Origin of the sequence: Micromonospora fiedleri (assembly GCF_016774385.1) — a bacterium.
Lineage (GTDB): Bacteria > Actinomycetota > Actinomycetes > Mycobacteriales > Micromonosporaceae > Micromonospora > Micromonospora gifhornensis.
This window is the reverse complement of the sequence record NZ_JAETXL010000002.1, coordinates 589,416-607,779: the sequence shown is the minus strand read 5'-3', so window position 1 is coordinate 607,779 and position 18,364 is coordinate 589,416. Positions and strand designations below refer to the sequence as shown.

Below are 18,364 nucleotides of genomic sequence, written 5' to 3'. Positions count from 1 at the left end.
TGGGTAAGAGCGTTGCTGGTAGCTCCGGCGATAGCGCTTGCCTCGCTTCTGCTCTTAATGCTGTTAAGTGTTCCGACCCTGTTTCTTGTTAGGCGTGGAGTTGTCGTCTTCGGTGAAAGGCTGCTTAGGCTGCCGGTGGCGTTGAGCATTAAGGGGGTTCGGCGGCTCCCGAAGAAGGCGAAAGTGGCCCTCGCCTTCACGGCTTCCTTTGGTGCCTTCTGCTTCATTGTGGTGGCAGCTTTCACCTTCGGGTTGCTTGTTTCTGTACTGTTGGAGGTGGGTGCTGGCAATCTGGTTTACTTCCTCTATGCTCTGCCGACTTTCATTCTCTTTGAAGTGATCTTCGGCTTCTCTGGAGTAAAAAGAAAGGCTCTTTGGCGGGTTCGGAAGATGGTGCAGGAGGATTCTCTTCCTATTGATTTCGCAAGGGCTGCAGTGGTTCGGCTCATGGTGCTTAAGATAATAAAGAGTGGGTCTGCTTCGGTCGTGCCTGTGGCGGTGATGGCTTCAGTGTGGATGGGAGTGTACTTCTCAATATTCCACGAAACCGGCATGCATCCAGAAGCTTCGAAGACCGCTTCCCTTGCTGCGATTCTGGCGATCGCCTCCTGCTACTTGGTCGCGTGGCTGGCCGGTAACCTTATCTTTCATGCGATAGGCAAGGCGGCACCCCTTCTTCGCGCCGTTGAGGCATTGGAGTCTGCGTCTGCAGATTCCCGGCAAAGTGTTGGTCAAGGCGATCCACTTGGTCACCGGCGAGCCGCCTTGCTTTCGGCTGTTCGGGATGTTGAGAGACTTCTGTGGTCCTTGGACTCACGTGGCCCGAAGGGTGTGGCGAACTCCTTCGCTGTGCTGCTTCGGGCCGGTTCGGCACATGTTCAGTCTTTTTGTGGCTCGCGCGATTCTCTGAGTAGGGACCTTCCGGAGTCGATGGACTTGACTATTAGATGGATGAGGTTGCTGCTCTTGGGTGCGGCCAGGGATGACGTCTATGGCAGAGCTGCAGATTTGTGGCAGACGTTTGATGGTGATGGTAGACCGATAGTCCAATCTCCTCGGAAGCGATTTGCCCGATTGAAAGAAGTTGGCTTGGTTGTTGGCCGGAGCGTTGAGCCGGCGGGACGTGCAGCTCAGGTTGTTGTGCAACTAGCACTATTTGGGGCTATTGCGGCGCTGGTGGTCCTAGGAAAAATCGATCTTGCGGAGATGGTCAAGAAGGTTCTCCAATGAGTTGCGGGCGTAACCATCCGCCGAAGGAGGAACCCTGACGGCCCGGCGACGGCCCACACAAGCTGTCGCCGAGCTTCGGCCCTAGTCACGGGGCGTGTCACTTTCAGAATCCGGCGTACAGGTCGACTCGTCCGTCGCCCACCAGCTCAGAGACCTGATCAAGGCTCTGAGCTGGCCGTATGTCCGGGTGACGATGGTCGTCGTTGGCCAACTCGACGGCGGTCGAGGTGCTGGCTCCCGTGCTGCTTTGCTGGCCCGCCGCCTATGCGAACCTTCCAGAGCCGCCCAGTCGGATGTCCAGGTCGCGCAGGAGTACGCCGAGCCTCCTGCTGGTGTCGGTGTCCATGTGCGGGATTGGTCTGCCTGCGGCTTGATGCTCGCCCAGGTTGTACAGGGCATCGCGAAGGTCCTCGGCGGTGGCGGGGTCGAGTCGCAGCTCGATCGCGTCGTTCATGCTGTGACGGTAGAGCTGCCGGCAGCAGGCGTGAGGGCGGTGTCCCGACTTGCGCTGCCTCACTGCCGGACGCGGTCATGGTCGGCAAGCTGGCTCCGGCGACCGGGCCGTGGTTTTCGCCCTCCTGCCCTATCGCGACTGGCCGCCTTGACCCAGCAGGCTAGGGCGCGTCGATGGTCGTCCATGGTCAACATTTGCCCGACGTCTGAGGGGTCATCGACGGCCGAGTCTGCCGTGGCGAGTTGTGTTTTGGTGTTTGAGACGCATTCTGGCGAGTATGGGTGGGGAACTCCTGACCACAGGCCAGGTGGCCAAGCTGCTGGGCTCATCGCGTCAGCAGGTGGTCAACCTGTGCGAGCGCGGGGACCTGCCGTTCGTGCGGGTGGGTGCGCACCGCAGGATCAGACGGGAGCATGTCGAGGCGCTGTTACAACCCAGGCGGGCGTTGACCCGTGATCAGCTCAAGTCGCTGTGGCTGCACCAAGCGGTCGCGGGCAGCCTGGTCAGCGATCCGGACGAAGTGCTGGGTAAGGCGTCGGTGAACCTTGATCGGCTGCTCCGGCAGCATCGGGGGACCATGACCGAGGTCTGGCTGAGGCGTTGGCAGGACAAGATCAGCGAAGGGGTTGGGTCCGTCCTTCGAGTGTTGACCTCGGAAGATCCGGACGCTGTCGAGTTGCGGCAGAACTCACCGTTCGCTGGTGTGCTTTTGTAGCCGCAGCGCCGGAAGGTTCTTGACTCCTTCAAGAGCAGTGGCTGGCACCGGGTGACATGAAGCGTGCAGAGTTGGAGCATGGGGTCTGCTGCACCGATAGGTGACAGGTCAAGTCACGCGGCCTGACTGGCCGGTGGGGTCATGATGGTCTCGAACTCGATAGGGGTCAACCGGTGTAGCGAGTGCTGCCGGCGTCGTCGGTGGTAGGTCCGTTCGATCCAGGTCACGATCGCGATCCGCAGCTGTTCGCGGGTGGGCCATGCGCGCCGGTCCAGGACGTTGTTCTGTAGCAGGCCGAAGAACGATTCCATGGCGGCGTTGTCGCCGGCGGCGCCGACGCGACCCATGGAGCCCACCATGTCGTGGCGTGCCAGAGCTCGCACGAACTTCCGGCTGCGGAATTGGGATCCGCGGTCGGTGTGCAGGATGCAGCCGGCCACGTCTGCGCGTCTGGCGGCGGCGTTGTCCAGTGCGGCGACGGCCAGTCGGGACTTCATCCTCGCGTCGATCGAGTAGCCGACGATCCGGTTCGACCAGACGTCCTTGATCGCGCACAGGTACAGCTTGCCCTCGCTCGTGTGGTGCTCGGTGATGTCGGCCAGCCACAGCCGGTTCGGGCCCTCGGCGGTGAAGTCCCGACGCACCAGATCGTCGTGCACCGGGGGACCCACGCGCCGACCCTTACCGCGGCGCTTCTTGCCGAACGCGCTCCACCAGCCGTTACCCGAGCAGATCCGCCACGCGGTCCGGTCCGCCATCGACTCACCCGCGGCACGGGCTTCGTCGGCCAGGAACCGATACCCGAACTCCGGGTCGTCGCGGTGAGCGGTGAGCGGTGACCAGAGCGTCAGCCCGGTACGCCTCGGCCAGTTCGCCGGCCCTGACGGGATGGGCCAGCCACCGGTAATACGGCTGACGAGCGATCTTCAACACCCGGCACGTCACCGCCACGGGTATCCCGTCAGCGGCCAGCTCCCTCACGAGCGGGTAGAGCCTTTTCCCGGCAGATTCGCCTGCGACAAGTAGGCGGCGGCCCGACGCAGGACCTCGTTCTCCTGCTCCAACAACTTGATCCGCTTACGGGCCTCGCGCAGCTCAGCCGACTCACTACTGGTCACACCAGGCTTGACGCCGTCCTCGACGTCGGCTTGACGAAGCCACTTGAACAACGTCATCGGATGGACACCGAAGTCCTTGGCGATCTGCTCGACCGTCACACCCGCGTCGCGGTCACGGGCCACCCGGACGACATCTTCGCGGAACTCTCGAGGGTAGGGCTTGGGCACAGTGGCATCCTTCCAGCCTGCCTGGACGGCAAGCCATCTCAGATGTCACCTATCGGTGCAGCAGACCCTGTCCTGAGATCGGCGGGTCGCTAAGCGATGACCTGATAGCGGGCAAGCATCGACATGATGGTTTCGATGCGGGCTGTCAGTAGCTGGTCGGGCGGGTGATGCACCTGCACCGTCGTGACGATGGAGCCGGGGTCGTTCGCCAGCTCCAGCCGGAGCGTGGTGGTCCCGGCGAGTGGATAGTCGTACCAGCCGTGTGGGTCTTCGGCGTCGGTCCCGTTCAGCCCGGCCTCGATGGCGTCCCAGTCCCAGTCGTCGGCCTCGTAATCGACCAGGGCTGCCAGTGACTCGACCAGTGGGCGGATGTTCGCGGTGAGGACCCAACTGCTGGTGCTCGTAGTCTCTGCTGCGGCAGCGTCGGCAGCGACCTCGACGAGGCGAGCGATCCACAGCAGATCCCGTGTCCAGAAGAAGGCCGCCCGATCGTCCTGCCAAAGGCCGGGTCGGAGGCGTGCGCGGAGCGATTCGACGGCGGTGGCCAGGAGATGCCGTTGCGCAGGCGTCAAAGGGCCGCCCGCAGCCACACACGCCGTGACGCACAGGTCCACCTGCTCGGCCACCGGGTCGGACGATGCCAGCAGGGCGGCAGGGCGATCACTTCGCCAGAGCCTCAGGGCGTGCAGGGCCGCTTCCCGGGGAGCGCCGTACCAGTGTCCGCGGCGTTTGTAGGGATTCTGCTCGTCCGGGTGTGGGCTTCGACGGCCACGACGCTTCGCCGCCCTGCGCGTTGCGGCGTAACTACGGAACTCGGCGCGTCGCAGGTCCTTGCTCACGGACAGGGCGTCGAGCGCGCGGAGCAGGGCCGCCTCCTCGCGGTGGAACGGCCCGGCCAGCTCCTTGAGGAAGCTCAGCGTGGCCTGGAAGCCGATCGGTCGGTACAGCTGCACGCAGGAGCGCAGCGCCGACACCCGTTTCTGGTACGGCAGGCCGGGATCACGCACCCGTCGGGCGTAGGCGCTGAAACTCACGCCGACGAGGCTAGGCGCTGTCACAGGCAGCGCGTCGAACGGTGGTGCGGGTGAGGGACGGCAGCTACCGGAACTCGTGGATGACCTCGATCTGTCCGACGATGTGGCTGTTGAACTCGTCCAGTTCCTCGGCGGGTACCCACAGCTCAAGGATGGTGTCGCCGCCGGCCTGGCGGACGGGGTAGCGGCGCAGGAAGTCCGTCTCGACGTGGAAGCGGGTCACGTACCCGACGCCGGAGGCGGGGACGTTCCAGTCCCGGGCGATCTTGATGGCGTAGTCCTCGTTCAGCACGGGGTAGAAGATCGGCTGGTCGGGCAGGCGAGGCGGCCACGCGCGCCACCCGGACGCGCGGACCAGCTCCAGCTCCCGCGGTCCGGTCGGGCGCCACAGCACCGTCGTGCTCACGTCGCTCATCCTGACCCCGCTGCCTCCGTCGATCGTGAGCCGGACAGTATCGGCTCATCCACGACGGACACCACCGCATTCACCGCCCGGCAGCGGGCGAGCCAGGGCCCGCCGATCAGTGCGGGGTGGGCTCGTGGCCGGCCATGCCATGGGTACGACGGCGCTGCTTCATCTCCGCCTCGTAGATGTGCCGTCGGCCGTCGGCAAGCGTGTCCCGGGCGTACCGTTCGATCTCCTGGAATGCGGCGTAGTAGCCGTCGTCGAACTCTTCCATGATCTGGAAGGTCCAGCGGCCGGGTAGCACGTTGCGGCCGAGCAGTTCGTGCTCGACCCGGTCGGCGACGGCGTCGTGGCCCGCCTCGCGCAGGAGGGTCACCACCCGGTCCAGGGTCAGGTCGGCGCCGCCGACGAGTTGGTGCGCCGAGTAGAGATGTCCGCGTACCCGGTGGATGGTTTCCAGGGCTTTGCTCAGCTCGCCCAGGGCCTCGACGGTGGTGTCGTCGACGCCGGTCGGGCGGGAGTGCTCGTCGTCCACCGATCTGTTGTCAGCTGCCATGGCCGCTCAGTACCCAGGCTCGCGGCCACCACGCACAATGCCTCACCTGGGGCGATCTGATCGGTGCCCAGTTGACGATTCACGGTCCTTGTCGCGGTCCTTATAGTCAAGGCGGGTGCAAGGCGACGTCATGTTGTCTCGCAGTGTCGGGGACGACGGTCGCCGTGGCCGCAGGTGGACGACCGATCGAGGGAGCCCCGATGAGTTTCGTATTCGTAGCTTCCTCGGTCGAGGGGAAGCCCTATGCGGAGGTGGTCGCGCGTCTTATCGCGGGGCATGGTGGTCGACCGTTGCTCTGGTGGAGCCAAACCGCATTTCCGGTCGGTGTCACCCTGGTAGAGTCCCTGTTTGAGATCAGTAGCAGAGTGGACAGCGCGATTATCGTGATGACCCCGGACGACGAGACCCTCCGCAGAGGCGTCAAATCCTACAGTCCGGGTCAGAATGTTTTGCTTGAGTACGGTTTGTTTGCCGGGCGCCTGGGTCGATCACGTGTCGCGGTCGTCACTATCGGTGATCCAAGGATGCCCTCCGATCTGGAAGGTGTCCACCATGTGCGTCTGCCTCCGCTGCCGCCGGATTCGGACGTGGAATCGTACTCGGCAATTGAGGCGGCGCCCCGGATCATTCCCTGGTTACAGGCGCTGGACGCCGGCAGCAGTGACGGCATGAGAATCGCGAGCCTGGTCAGCCGACTGGCGCCGGGCGCGAAGCCCGCGCACCGGATCCGGATCAAGAGCCGGATCCTGTGCGAGCAGGTGGACCCGGACGACTTTCCCCGGCTGACCGCCGAGCACCTCGAGCATCTCCTGCTCAAGTACACGTACCGCCCGGACGACCACCAGGAGGTCGGCTACTCGAAGCGGACGAACGTGTCGGCGTACCTCGATCTCTCCGGTCTGCCGGCCGGCTCGCCCGACGAGCGGGATCTTGCCGGGCATCTGGCCCGGTACGTGGCGGAGTTGATCTCGGATGGCGGCCTGCGGCCGACGGTGATCGCCATCTCGAAACTCGCCTCCCAGGGGCTGCTGCGGACTGCGGCCCAGCGGTTGTCGATCCCACTGATCATGGTCAGTCCGTACGGCCCGAACGCCGACGCCCCGATCGAGGGATTCTTCGAGCCCGGGGACAGGGCGATCCTGCTGCACGATGTCGCGCTCAGTGGCCAGCATCTGGTCGACTGCATCGTCACGCTACGATCCCACGGACTTACGGCCAACGATCTGGTCACCCTGACCCGACATCGTGCGGCCGACGGTAGTCTGCCGGCACTCATGCGAGAAAATCGGATAAACGTGCACTGTGCCTCTTTGCTCCTGCCTGAAAAGGGCAGGGTCTTGTCGGGAATGCCGAGCGTCGACAATGACTCACCGGCAGTGATTCCCTGTGTTCTCTGTGATGTCATCCAGAACAAGGACGGCGTACCGGTCCGGGCGATGTTCGATCGCGACGAGTTGCCGACCGAGATCCTCCGGGAAACCCAGAACTTCGCGCTGATCGCAGATGTCGCGCCGCTGATGCCGGGGCACGCGTTGCTGGTGTCGAAACGTCACGCCATCTCGATGTCGAAGTGTTCGCCGCAGGAACTCGCCGAACTCGACGTGTTCCGGCGGGAAGCCGCGGAGATACTCGCCGCCGCCTACTCACGTGACGTCGTCGCCTTCGAGCATGGTCTGTGCAACCGGTCGAAGATGGCCAACTGCGGCATCGACCACGCCCACATGCATCTCGTTCCGCTGGGGTTCTCGCTGCGGCCGATGCTCACCCAGGATTTCGCGCCCCGGCAGCTGCGGTCGCTCGAATCGCTGCCGGAGGCCGCCGCCTGGCGGGACGAATACCTGCTGCTCATCGAAGATGCCGACGTGGTGCAGCTGGTCTTCACGGAGACTCCGACGCGGCAGTACTTCCGTCGGGTGGTGTCCGCGATCACCGGACGCGACGTGTGGAACTGGAACGACGAGGTGCTGTTGCGGGAGAACCGGGAGGCACGCGAGTGGATCCTCGGCGTCCACCAGGTCTTCAACGGCTCGGCCGGGCAGTCCTGAGCGGCGGCGCCCAAGAAAGGGGCGAGCGCACCGCCGTCGCGTAGCGAGGAACACGCAGGCGGGGAGCCGCGTGGCGTACGCGATGGCGGTGCGCTCGGGTCAGCGGGTGCCGACTGCCGGGGCGAGCAGCGTGGCCAGGCGGTCGGCGACCGGTGGGGCGTGCAGGTGCAGTCGGGCCACGTTGATCGTGTCGGTGCCGACCACGGAGAGCAGGGCGTGCGCACCCACCGCGTACACGGCGAAGTAGCCGCCGTCGTTGCGGACGGTGGACTGACGGAACGCGCCCTGACCGAGCCGGTGGCTGACCTGGCGGCCGAGGCCGAAGGCCGTCGCCGCCATCGCGGCCAGGTCGTCCGGGTTCAGCGGGGCCGGCAGTTCGTGGGCGATGCGCAGGCCGTCCACGCCGCCGAGGACGCTGCCCTGCACGCCGGGGACCTGCAGGCGCAGCTCGGTCAGCTCGGTCCCGATCGCCGGGTACGGCAGGGACGGGTTGCCGGCCAGCGACGGCGGGAGTTTGGGTGGGGGAGGGCCGGCGGGGGGCGCGGCGGTGCGGCGGGGCAGCATGGTGTCTCGGTCGCTCACAGTTCCAGCTGCTCCTCGATGGTGCGCAGCTGGTGCCGGGCGAGCGCCAGGTTGGACCGGGCCTTGCTGAGCATCAGGTAGAGGAACAGACCCTTGCCGGTGGGGCCGGTCAGCGGCCGGATGATGTGGTACTGCCCGCCCAGGGTGATCAGCATGTCCTCGATGTCGTCGTTGAGCTTGAGCATCTCGATGGTGCGCATCTTGGCGCGGACCACGTCGGTGTTGCCGGCCGCCGCGATGGTCAGGTCGATCTCCGGGGTTCCGCCGGCCACGCCGAGCGTCATTCCGCTTGTGTAGTCGACGAGCGCGACGCCGATCGCACCGTCGATGCTCATGGCGTCCTTGAGTGCGGTGTCGAGGTTGGCCACGGTTCCTCCAGGTCCGACTGACGCGGCTACCCACGCCAGCGCAAGGTCTTCCGAAAGATTGATCTCGACGAAGAAATCTCGCACGAGAGTGGCACACGTTCCGTCGCGGCTGCACCCCGAGCAGCGTGAACGGGCTGAGCGGGCGATCCGGGTTGGCCGCCGGGCCGAGCGAGATCGACGCTGCGGCGGATGTCTGCTGGCTCACATCGCTGCTACCTACTCCGTCCGTGAGCTGGGATGTCTGCCAACGATGATCTGCTATCGGACGTCGGCGAGTAATCGCCGACGGCCCCGGCAGCCGACCCGACCTGACCGGGCACAGCATGTCGGGTCGCCGGGCCCGACGCGGCCATAGCGTGGATCGCACAAGGGAGGGAGATCCGGGGTGCTGGAGCGGTTGAACCAGGCGATGGACCATCTCGAACAGCATCTCGACCGGCCGGTCGAGATCGCCGAACTGGCGCGGATCGCGGTCACGTCGGAGTACCACTTCCGGCGGCTGTTCTCCGCACTGGCCGGCATACCGCTGTCCGAGTACGTGCGCCGCCGCCGACTGACCATGGCAGCGGCGGAGGTGGTCTCAGGGGAACGCACCCTGCTCGACATCGCGATCCGCTGGGGGTACGGCTCGGCCGAGGCGTTCGCCCGTGCGTTCAAGGCCGTGCACGGCGTCGGTCCGGGCGAGGCCCGGCGTACGAAGAGCCCACTGCACGCCCAGCCCCGGGTGTCCTTCCGACTCGTCGTCGAAGGGAGTAGCAGCATGCGATACCGCATCGTCCGCAAGGACGCGTTCCAACTCGCCGGCCGTAAGGCGCGGGTGCCGCTGGTACACGAGGGCATGAACCCGGCGATCGTCGCCTTTGTCAAGAGCATCGAGCCGGCGACCCGGGAGCGGATCGAGGCGTTGTCCGACCAGGAACCGGCGGGGATCGTCAACGTCAGCGACGGGCTGACCGGCAACCGCGAGGAGGGCACCGAACTGGACTACTGGTACGGCGTCGTCACCGGCGCCGACGTGCCGGGTGACCTCGACGTGTTGCCGGTGCCGGCGGGCGACTGGGCGGTGTTCGAGGTGTCCGGGGAGTTCCCCGCCGCCGTGCAGTACCTGTGGCGGGACGTGTTCACCCAGTGGTTCCCGTCCAACCCGTACCGTTCCCGTCCCGGGCCGGAGATCTCGCGTACCACGGTGTCGGCCGACGGCACCCACGCGGAGGCCGAACTGTGGGTCCCGGTGGAGCCGGTGCCCGCCTGAGCCCCGATCAGTACGCCGGGTCCTCGTCACCGATGGCGGCGAGGACCCGGCGCTGAAACCCGCGGGCCCGTGGGCCGGTCGGCGGGGTGCCGCCGGTGCGGGCGGCGATCGACTGCTCGACCAGGTCGACGGTGTCGGCGTCGACAAGCGGCCCGGCCTCGTCGAGCAACCGGCGGCCGGCGGCCACCTTGGGCAGCCACACCCCGTGGCGTAGCCGCACCCACGATCGGCAGGCGCCGAGGACGGCGTCCTCGGCGCCGGGTGCCGGCAGGTCACCGGGGGGAACCGGCCGATCGAGCCACCATCGCAACGCGTCGCGCACCAGCCGGCGCAGGTCGCTCGGGGCCAGGTCGGCGAAGGCCTCGGCGGCGGGCGGGCCGAACAGGGCCCGTCCGCTCTGGTGCAGGATGCTGCGGTCCAGGCCGTACCAGAACAGGCCGTCGGTAGCCGGACGGTCCGCCGGCGTGTACGACACCCGGAAGTCCATCCCCGCGCCGGTGTTCAGCTCGACCTCGAACCCCGGCTCGCAGGTGCCGGAACGGGCCACCTCCCGCCGGTACACCACCAGCTCCAGACCCCGCGCCGGGCAGGGCAACGCTTCGTGGCGCAACCGGGCCACCAGCTCACCCGCGACCGCCCGGTCCAGCCGGTCGGCGCAGACCAGGGCCACGTCCACATCGCTGCGGCCTGGCTGGTAGGCCGCCAACCCCACCGAACCCGCCGCGTACGCACCACACAGCCGGTCGCCGAGCACCTCACCGGCCACCGCGACAAGCGTGGTCAGGTACCGCCGCAGCGGCTCATCCGTGCTCAAGCTCACCGGGCTCGCCCCACAACGTGCCCGGCGGCAGGAAGAAGGCCGCCGCCTCCGGGCCGAGGGCGTGCCGGATGACCAGCCGGGAATGCTCGTCCAACTCGGGCAACCGGCCCGGCGGGAACCAGCCCACCGCCAGCGACTCGTCGTCGTTGACCCGCGCCTGCCCACCCAGCAGCCGGCAGTGGAACCCGAGGTTGAGGTACTCGCACAGGTCCCCGTTGGGGTAGCGGTGCGGATGCGAGACGGCGCTGCTGAGTCGCAGCGGCTCGACCGTCAGGCCGGTCTCCTCCAGCACCTCACGCACCACTGCGGTGGCCGGCTGCTCGCCCGGCTCGACGAAGCCGCTCACCACCGCCCAACGTCCGTCGTCGGCACGTTGACCCAACAGCAGTTCGCCCGCCTCGTTGCGGACCACCGCACTCACGCTCGGCAGCCAGAGCAGGTCATGTCCGACGTGCTTACGCATCCGCAGGATGTAGTCCGGTACGCCCACCCGCCGACCTTAGCCCCGGCTCCCACGCCCCCTCCCACCCGGCACCCGCCCCGCTGATTGCCACGCCGTCGGCGGATCGGCCGGTTTCGGCCCACCGGCCCCACCAGCCGGTCTACTGTGGAAACGGCTGGTGACTTGTGCTGTTCCGGTGGCGGGCCGCCGCATACCGGTGCACAGTGATCCCATGAGCGACAGCGGACGTGGACGCTACTACTGGTGTACGCGACACCACCGGGTCGAGACCGAGGCCAACATGTGTGCGGCCCGGCACGTTCTCGGACCGTACGCCTCAGCCGCCGATGCGGAGAACGCCCTCCAGCAGGTGCAGGAGCGCAACGAAGCGTGGGAGGCCGAGGACGCTCGCTGGGTCGGGGAGGACAAGGAGTAGACGACGCGGGACGCCTCCCGCGTCGAGAGCACCGCGTGCGCCGCGAGGGCGGTGACACGTCCCCAAGGAGGGAACCGAGATGGCCGAAGCACAGCAGGCCACCCGCCCGGCCGCGAAGCGTACCCCCGCGCGGAGAACCGCCGCGACGGAGCGCACCGCGGGCCTGACCCGTACCCCGTCCAGTCGTCGGGCCGACGGCACCGCGCCGGCCGTCCGGAAGAGGGCTGGCGCGCGTGCCTCGGCGGCCACGAGCACCGCCGCCACGGCACCGGCGAAGAAGGCACCCACGAAGACGACCGCCGCGAGGAAGACCACGGCGAAGACGACCGCAGCGAGCAAGGCACCCGCGAACAAGGCGGTGAGCAAGGCACCTGCGAAGAAGGCCACCACGGCGACGGCGAGCAGGGCGGCGACGACCGGTACGTCCACGGCAGCGGCCCGCAAGACGACCGCGACCAGGGCAGCCGCGACCAAGGCAAGTGGGACCAGGGCAACTGGGACCATGACAAGTCGGACCAGGGCGGCCGCGAGCAAGGCATCTGCCAAGGCGACCGCGACCAAGACGACCGCGACCAAGGCACCTGCGAAGAGGGTGACCGCCGCGAAGAAGGCGACCTCGACCCGGCCGACGACCAGCGCGCGGAAGACCACCGCGAAGAAGGCCCCCGCGCCGAAGACTGCGGCGAAGAAGGCGCCCGCGACGAAGGCCGCGACCCGGAAGGCGACCACCGCTGCGGCGGCCAGCAAGACGGCACCGGCCCGTAAGACAGTGTCCGCGACGAAGGCACCGGCCCGAAAGACGGTGTCGACGTCGACCGCGAAGAAGACGGCGGCAAAGAAGGCCCCGGCGAAGAAGGCGACCGCAACCCGGACGACCTCGACCAGGGCGTCCGCGACCAAGGCGACCGCGACCCGGGCTCCGGCGAAGAAGACGGCGGCGGCGAAGAAGGCGACCTCGGCCCGGCCGACGGCGACCGCGCGGAAGACCACGGCGCGGAAGACCACGGCGCGGAAAGCGTCCGCGAAGTAGGCCACCAGCACCGCCGGCTGACCCGGCGTACGCCCGAGGGCCCGTCGGTCGGGGGAGGGCGCGACGGGCGCGACCTGTCAGGATTGGCCCATGGTCATCCGACGCGTCCTCGCACCGCGTATCGACTTCGGGGCCCTGCGCCGTGAGTTGGGGTTGCCCGACGACTACCCGCAGGAGGCGCGGCGGGAGGCCGACGAGGCCGCCGCCGCGCCACCCCGGCCCGCCGTCGACCGCACCGACATCCCGCTGGTCACCCTCGACCCGCCCGGCTCGCGGGACCTCGACCAGGCGATGCACCTGAGCCGCCGCGCCGGCGGCGGCTTCCGGGTGCGGTACGCGATAGCCGACGTCGCCGCCCACGTACGCCCGGGTGGTGCCCTGGAGGAGGAGACCTGGCGGCGGGGGCAGACCGTCTACCTGCCCGACGGCAACGTGCCGCTGCACCCGCACAGCCTCGGTGAGGGCGCGGCCAGTCTGCTGCCCGACGTCGACCGGGCGGCCGTGCTGTGGACCGTCGACCTGGACGCCGACGGCGCCACCACCGCCGTGCGGTTGGAACGCGCCCTGGTGCGCAGCCGAGCCCAGCTGGACTATCCGACGGTGCAGGTCGACGCCGACGCGGGTCGGCTGCCGGAGCCGATCGCCCTGCTGCCCGAGATCGGGGCGCTGCTCACCACCCGGGGACTGCGTCGCGGGGCGATCAACCTGCCCATCCCCGAGCAGGACGTGGAGGCCGACGGCGACGGCTGGCGGCTGGTGCTGCGGGCCCCGGTGCCGATGGAGGAACACAACGCGCAGATCTCCCTGCTGACCGGGATGGCCGCCGCCGACCTGATGCTGGCCGGTGGGATCGGCCTGCTGCGGACGATGCCCGCGCCGAAACCGGAGGCGGTGCAGCGGTTGCGTACGGCGGCCGCCCCGCTGGGCGTGCACTGGCCGGACGAGGTCAGCGTCGGTGAGCTGCTGCTCGGGTTGGATCCCGGGCAGCCTCGGGACGCCGCGTTCGTGGACCAGGCGGCCGAGCTGATGCGGTCGGCCGCGTACACCGCCTTCGACGGCGAGTTGCCGGAGCTGTCGACGCACGGCGGGGTCGCGGCCGCGTACGCCCATGTCACGGCCCCGTTGCGGCGACTGGCCGACAGGTACGCCACGGAGGTCTGCCTGGCCCTGCACGACGGCCGGGCGGTGCCCGACTGGGCCCGCATGGCGCTGCCCCGGCTGCCTGCGGCGATGGCCGCCACCGACCGGGTCGCGTCGGCGGCCAGCCGGGGCGCGATCGACCTGGCCGAGGCGGTCCTGTTGCAGCATCGGGTGGGTCAGACGTTCGACGCCGCCGTGCTGGACGTGACCGCGCCCTCGAACGGGCGGGGGAATCGGCCGCCCGGCGGCACTGTCGCGTTGGACGATCCGCCGGTACGAGCCCGCTGCCTCGGCGAGTTGACGCTCGGTACCCGGGTGCGGGTCCGGTTGGTGACCGCCGACCCGGCCACCCGGTCGGTCGCCTTCGAGCTCGCCTGACGCTGCCCGTCGTGCCGTCGCCGCGGGCAGCGTGCGATGTCACAACGACAGTCGGTGCTGTCAGCCGGGTGCGACTGAAAGGATGACGACCATGGCATACGACCCCAGTGACCTGCCCGACGTCTCCGGGCTCACGGTCGGCATCATCGGCGGCACCGGCGACCAGGGCCGGGGGCTGGCCTACCGCTTCGCCCGCGCCGGTCAGACCGTGCTGATCGGCTCCCGTTCCGCTCAACGGGCCGCGCAGTCGGCCGAGGAGATCGCCGCGCTGCCCGGCGTGCCGGCCGGCGGCAGCGTCACCGGGGCGGACAACGACGAGGTGGCCCGGCGCAGCGACGTGGTGATCATCGCGGTGCCCTGGGACGGGCACGCCGCCACCGTCGCCGCGCTCGCCGAGCCCCTGGCCGGCAAGATCGTGGTCGACTGCGTCAACCCGCTCGGCTTCGACAAGCAGGGCCCGTACGCGCTGCCGGTGCCCGAGGGCAGTGCGGTCCAGCAGGCCGCCGCGCTGCTGCCCGACTCCCGGGTCTGCGCGGCGTTCAACCACGTCAGCGCGCCGCTGCTGGCCGACCCGGAGATCGACCGGATCGACCTGGACGTGTTGATCTGCACCGAGGACCGGGAACTGGCCGGTGTCGTCGCCGCCCTCGCCGCCCGGATCCCCGGCATGCGGGGCGTCTACGCCGGGCGGCTGCGCAACGCCCATCAGATCGAGGCGTTCACCGCGAACCTGATCGCGATCAACCGCCGGTACAAGACCCACGCCGGAGTGCGCGTCACCGATCTCTGACCGGACAGCGGTGTGGCCCGGCCCTGTGGGGCCGGGCCACACCAGGCAACGGTCAGAAGTTGATGTCGACGCCGGTTTCCTTGCAGGCCGCCGTGAGGTTCGCGGCGGTCTTCTGGAAGGCAGGCTTGTCGCCGGCCGCGACCGGGTCGGACGACTCGGCGACCTCCGTCACCGCGGTCTGGAACTCCTTGACCGCGTTGGCCACCTTGCTGTCCGTGCTTGCGGCGTCGGCGGCCTTGCCGAGTGCCACGGCCATGTCGGTGTAGGTCTCCGACAGCATCTTGACGGTCGGCTCCTTACCGTCCTGGAGCGCGTCGAACAGCACCTGCTTCGACTCGTCCCCGGCCTTCTTCACGGCCTCACAGATCTCCTTGTCGCCCCCCGCATCCGCTGCGGCCGGTGCCGAGGCATCCGGGGTGGGTGCGGCGCTGGTGGTTGCGGGCGCGGTGGTGGCCGAAGCGGACGTGGCCGGCGCCTCGGTGTCGTCCCCGCCGCAGGCGGTGAGGGCGAAGGCCGTGACCCCGGCCAGGGCGAGTACGAAGAGACGATTACGTTTCACGGTCGCGAAGCGTAGTGGCCCCTGTCCAGCGGCCTGTGTCCCGGGCCACCGCCACCCGATCTTGAGGTACCTCGATGCGCGGTCAGAAGGTGTGTTCGGCGGCCGGGAACTCGCCACCACGGACCTCGTCGGCGAAGCGGCGGGTCGCCTCGCCCAGCGCGCCGGCCAGGTCGGCGTAGCGCTTCACGAAGCGCGGCGCGCGGCCGGTCCGCAGGCCGGCCATGTCCTGCCAGACGAGCACCTGGGCGTCGGTCTCCGGCCCGGCGCCGATCCCCACCGTGGGGATGCTCAACTCGCCGGTGATCCGCTTGGCGACCGCACCCGGCACCATCTCCAGCACCACCGCGAAGGCACCCGCCTCGGCGACCGCCCGGGCGTCGGCGACCACCTCCTCGGCGGCGTCACCGCGGCCCTGCACCCGGTATCCGCCGAGGTTGTGCTCGCTCTGCGGGGTGAAGCCGATGTGCGCCATCACCGGGATGCCGGCGCCGACGATGGCGGCGATCTGGTCGGCGCAGCGCCGGCCACCCTCCAGCTTCACCGCGTGGCAGCCGCCCTCCTTCATGAACCGTACGGCGGTGCGCAGCGCCTGCGTCGGCCCCTCCTCGTACGAGCCGAAGGGCAGGTCGCCGACGACGAGCGTCTGCCGGGTGGCCCGGACCACCGCCCGGACCAGGGGCAGCAACTCCTCGGCGGTCACCGGCAGAGTCGTCTCGTAGCCGAACACGTTGTTCGCCGCCGAGTCACCGACGAGCAGCACCGGGATGCCGGCGGCGTCGAAGATCGACGCCGTGTACTGGTCGTACGAGGTGAGCATCGCCCACTTCTCGCCGCGCTCCTTGGCGGCGATCAGGTCGCGGGTGCGGACCCGGCGGGTGGCCGGGCCGCCGTAGAGGGCGGTCACCTCGGCCGGAGTGGATTCCACCATGACGCATCTCCTTTCCTCGAGGCCGCGTACGCGGTCCCCGGGCACTGCGGCGATCGTCGCACCGTCGACTCCGCCCGCGACAGGTCGCAGTGGAGGAATTCACTCCCGGCGCTCAGCCGTCCTCGCGCCACCGGTTGGTGATCGGCAGCCGACGGTCGCGGCCGAACGCCTTCATGGAGATCTTCGTGCCGGGTGCGGACTGGCGTCGCTTGTACTCGGCGGTATCCACCATCCGCAGCACCTTGTCCACGACCGCCGCGTCGTGGCCGGAGGCCACCAGGCCGTCGCGGCCCAGGTCACCGTCGACGTAGCCGATCAGGATCGGGTCGAGCACGTCGTAGTCGGGCAGCGTGTCGCTGTCGAGCTGGCCCGGGCTCAGCTCGGCGCTCGGCGGCTTGCCGATCGAGTTCTCCGGGATCGGCGGCGTACCGCCCGACCGGGCCGCCTCGGCGTTGCGCCACTTGGCCAGCCGCCACACGAGCGTCTTCCACACGTCCTTGATCGGGTTGAAGCCGCCGACCGAGTCGCCGTAGAGGGTGGAGTAGCCCACCGCCAGTTCGCTCTTGTTGCCGGTGGTGAGCACCAGGTGGCCCTCCTGGTTCGACAGGGCCATCAGGATCACCCCGCGTACCCGGGCCTGGAGGTTCTCCACCGCCACCCCGGACAGCGACAGGTTCGCCAGGAAGGTGTCCACCATCGGCTGGATCGGCTCGATCCGGTAGTCCAGCCCGGTGCGCTTGGCCAGGTCGGCGGCGTCCTCCCGGCTGTGCTCCGAGGAGTGCTGGCTGGGCAGCGAGACGCCGACCACCCGGTCGGGGCCGAGCGCGTCCACCGCGATGGCCGCCACCACCGCCGAGTCGATGCCGCCGGAGAGGCCGAGCACCACCGACGGGAAGCGGTTCTTGTTGACGTAGTCGCGCAGCCCGAGCACCAGCGCCTGCCACACCTCCGCCTCGTCGGCGACCGGCTCGATGACCCCGCCGAGAGCCGCCGGGCCGTCCGGGGCGGGCGGGAGGCCCTCGACCGTACGCCGGACCAGCCGCAACCCGTCGCCCACCTGGCCGCCGTCGGCGATCTCGTCGCCCTCGGCGGCCGACGGCACCTGTACGTCGTGCACGAGCAGGTGCTCGACGAACTGCGGTGCCCGGGCCAGCAGGGTGCCGTCCGGCGCGACGATCATCGAGTCGCCCTCGAAGACCAGCTCGTCCTGCCCGCCGACCATGTTGACGTAGGCGATGGTGGCCTGGGACTCGGCGGCCCGGCGGCGCACCACCGGCAGCCGCAGGTCGTCCTTGTTCAGCTCGTACGGCGAGCCGTTGATGCTGACCACCAGCCCGACGTCGGCCTGCCGGGCGGCGGCGAACGGCCCACCGGCCTGCCACAGGTCCTCGCAGATGGTCAGCGCCACGTCCACGCCGCCGAGCCGGACGACGGTGAGCGTGTCTCCGGGCACGAAGTAGCGGTCCTCGTCGAAGACGCCGTAGTTGGGCAGGTGATGCTTGAAGTAGGTGATTCGCACCTCACCCCGGTGCAGCAGCGCGGCGGCGTTGCGGGCCCCACGGCCCGGCTCGGCGTCCCCGCTGACCTGCGGTGGCCCGTCGGCGTCCAGGTAGCCCACCACGATCGGCACCTCACCCAGCCCGTCGGCGGCGAGGTCGGCGGCGAGCCGGTCCAGTGCCGCCTTCGACGCGGCGACGAAGGACCGCCGGAAGACCAGGTCCTCCACCGGGTACCCGGTCAGCACCATCTCGGGGAAGAGCACCAGCTGGGCGCCGGCGTCGGCGGCGCGGCGGGACCAGGCGCGGACGATGTCGGCGTTGCCGGTGAGGTCGCCGACGCTGGGGTTGACCTGGCACAGGGCGAGACGCAGGGTGGGCATGTCCTCATCTTGCCCCAGCGGGATGAGGTCGACA

18 protein-coding genes and 1 pseudogene are annotated in these 18,364 nt (G+C 68.9%); 6 read left to right on the top strand and 13 right to left on the bottom strand.

The annotated features are described in order from the left end of the window. Positions 1–12: 12 nt before the first annotated feature. Positions 13–1,230, top strand: a complete 1,218-nt coding sequence (locus tag JMF97_RS06715; RefSeq protein ID WP_203220701.1) for a hypothetical protein — start codon at positions 13–15, stop codon at positions 1,228–1,230. A 262-nt stretch (positions 1,231–1,492) separates the two neighbouring features. On the opposite strand, the gene JMF97_RS06710 is transcribed toward JMF97_RS06715, so the two are convergent. Beyond that, a complete protein-coding gene (locus JMF97_RS06710; protein ID WP_203220700.1) occupies positions 1,493–1,684 on the bottom strand; it encodes a hypothetical protein in 192 nt (63 codons plus the stop codon). A 277-nt stretch (positions 1,685–1,961) separates the two neighbouring features. On the opposite strand from JMF97_RS06710, the gene JMF97_RS06705 reads away from it, so the two are divergent. Continuing rightward, complete coding sequence (locus tag JMF97_RS06705) at positions 1,962–2,399, top strand: helix-turn-helix domain-containing protein (protein ID WP_238358798.1); 438 nt, start codon at positions 1,962–1,964, stop codon at positions 2,397–2,399. A gap of 113 nt (positions 2,400–2,512) precedes the next feature. Here JMF97_RS06705 and JMF97_RS06700 read toward each other — a convergent pair. From JMF97_RS06700 to JMF97_RS06685, 4 genes and pseudogenes are all read right to left on the bottom strand, one after another. Beyond that, positions 2,513–3,685: pseudogene (locus JMF97_RS06700) on the bottom strand (IS3 family transposase). A gap of 89 nt (positions 3,686–3,774) precedes the next feature. Beyond that, a complete protein-coding gene (locus tag JMF97_RS06695; RefSeq protein WP_203220699.1) occupies positions 3,775–4,719 on the bottom strand; it encodes a hypothetical protein in 945 nt (314 codons plus the stop codon). Between the two features lie 64 nt (positions 4,720–4,783). Beyond that, entirely contained in the window at positions 4,784–5,134 is a 351-nt protein-coding gene (locus JMF97_RS06690) for a hypothetical protein (RefSeq protein WP_203220698.1), read from the bottom strand. A gap of 106 nt (positions 5,135–5,240) precedes the next feature. Next, on the bottom strand, positions 5,241–5,681 hold the full coding sequence (locus JMF97_RS06685) for a hypothetical protein (RefSeq protein ID WP_203220697.1): 441 nt from the start codon (positions 5,679–5,681) through the stop codon (positions 5,241–5,243). A 200-nt stretch (positions 5,682–5,881) separates the two neighbouring features. On the opposite strand from JMF97_RS06685, the gene JMF97_RS06680 reads away from it, so the two are divergent. Then, complete coding sequence (locus JMF97_RS06680; protein WP_203220696.1) at positions 5,882–7,726, top strand: TIR domain-containing protein; 1,845 nt, start codon at positions 5,882–5,884, stop codon at positions 7,724–7,726. A 99-nt stretch (positions 7,727–7,825) separates the two neighbouring features. Here JMF97_RS06680 and JMF97_RS06675 read toward each other — a convergent pair whose 3' ends face one another. Both JMF97_RS06675 and JMF97_RS06670 read right to left on the bottom strand, forming a co-directional pair. Further along, positions 7,826–8,308: a roadblock/LC7 domain-containing protein gene (locus JMF97_RS06675; RefSeq protein WP_307816791.1), complete on the bottom strand. Its 483-nt coding sequence runs from the start codon at positions 8,306–8,308 to the stop codon at positions 7,826–7,828. Next, complete coding sequence (locus tag JMF97_RS06670) at positions 8,305–8,676, bottom strand: roadblock/LC7 domain-containing protein (RefSeq protein ID WP_203220695.1); 372 nt, start codon at positions 8,674–8,676, stop codon at positions 8,305–8,307. The genes JMF97_RS06675 and JMF97_RS06670 overlap by 4 nt, the downstream gene beginning before the upstream one ends. Positions 8,677–9,061: 385 nt before the next feature. Between JMF97_RS06670 and JMF97_RS06665 the strand changes: the two genes are divergently transcribed. Beyond that, positions 9,062–9,928, top strand: coding sequence for an AraC family transcriptional regulator (locus tag JMF97_RS06665; protein WP_203220694.1), 867 nt, complete (start codon positions 9,062–9,064; stop codon positions 9,926–9,928). Positions 9,929–9,935: 7 nt separating this feature from the next. Here the strand turns inward: JMF97_RS06665 and JMF97_RS06660 are convergent, their stop codons facing one another. The 3 genes from JMF97_RS06660 to JMF97_RS06650 all read right to left on the bottom strand — a co-directional run bounded on the left by JMF97_RS06660 (position 9,936) and on the right by JMF97_RS06650 (position 12,661). Further along, on the bottom strand, positions 9,936–10,748 hold the full coding sequence (locus JMF97_RS06660; protein WP_203220693.1) for a nucleotidyltransferase domain-containing protein: 813 nt from the start codon (positions 10,746–10,748) through the stop codon (positions 9,936–9,938). Then, positions 10,729–11,238 (bottom strand): NUDIX hydrolase, encoded by a 510-nt coding sequence (locus tag JMF97_RS06655; RefSeq protein ID WP_203220692.1) that lies wholly within the window; start codon positions 11,236–11,238, stop codon positions 10,729–10,731. The genes JMF97_RS06660 and JMF97_RS06655 overlap by 20 nt, the downstream gene beginning before the upstream one ends. Positions 11,239–11,527: 289 nt before the next feature. Further along, positions 11,528–12,661 (bottom strand): hypothetical protein, encoded by a 1,134-nt coding sequence (locus JMF97_RS06650; RefSeq protein ID WP_203220691.1) that lies wholly within the window; start codon positions 12,659–12,661, stop codon positions 11,528–11,530. 85 nt (positions 12,662–12,746) lie between these two features. Between JMF97_RS06650 and JMF97_RS06645 the strand changes: the two genes are divergently transcribed. Both JMF97_RS06645 and npdG read left to right on the top strand, forming a co-directional pair. Continuing rightward, positions 12,747–14,174, top strand: a complete 1,428-nt coding sequence (locus JMF97_RS06645; protein WP_203220690.1) for an RNB domain-containing ribonuclease — start codon at positions 12,747–12,749, stop codon at positions 14,172–14,174. 91 nt (positions 14,175–14,265) lie between these two features. Continuing rightward, positions 14,266–14,964: an NADPH-dependent F420 reductase gene (npdG, locus tag JMF97_RS06640; protein WP_203220689.1), complete on the top strand. Its 699-nt coding sequence runs from the start codon at positions 14,266–14,268 to the stop codon at positions 14,962–14,964. Between the two features lie 52 nt (positions 14,965–15,016). Here npdG and JMF97_RS06635 read toward each other — a convergent pair whose 3' ends face one another. The 3 genes from JMF97_RS06635 to JMF97_RS06625 all read right to left on the bottom strand — a co-directional run bounded on the left by JMF97_RS06635 (position 15,017) and on the right by JMF97_RS06625 (position 18,330). Further along, a complete protein-coding gene (locus tag JMF97_RS06635) occupies positions 15,017–15,523 on the bottom strand; it encodes a hypothetical protein (protein WP_203220688.1) in 507 nt (168 codons plus the stop codon). An 82-nt stretch (positions 15,524–15,605) separates the two neighbouring features. After that, positions 15,606–16,451 carry a 3-methyl-2-oxobutanoate hydroxymethyltransferase gene (panB, locus tag JMF97_RS06630; RefSeq protein WP_013735229.1) on the bottom strand — a complete coding sequence of 282 codons (846 nt, stop codon included), beginning with the start codon at positions 16,449–16,451 and terminating at the stop codon, positions 15,606–15,608. A 112-nt stretch (positions 16,452–16,563) separates the two neighbouring features. Further along, on the bottom strand, positions 16,564–18,330 hold the full coding sequence (locus tag JMF97_RS06625; RefSeq protein WP_203220687.1) for an NAD+ synthase: 1,767 nt from the start codon (positions 18,328–18,330) through the stop codon (positions 16,564–16,566). Positions 18,331–18,364 lie beyond the last annotated feature (34 nt).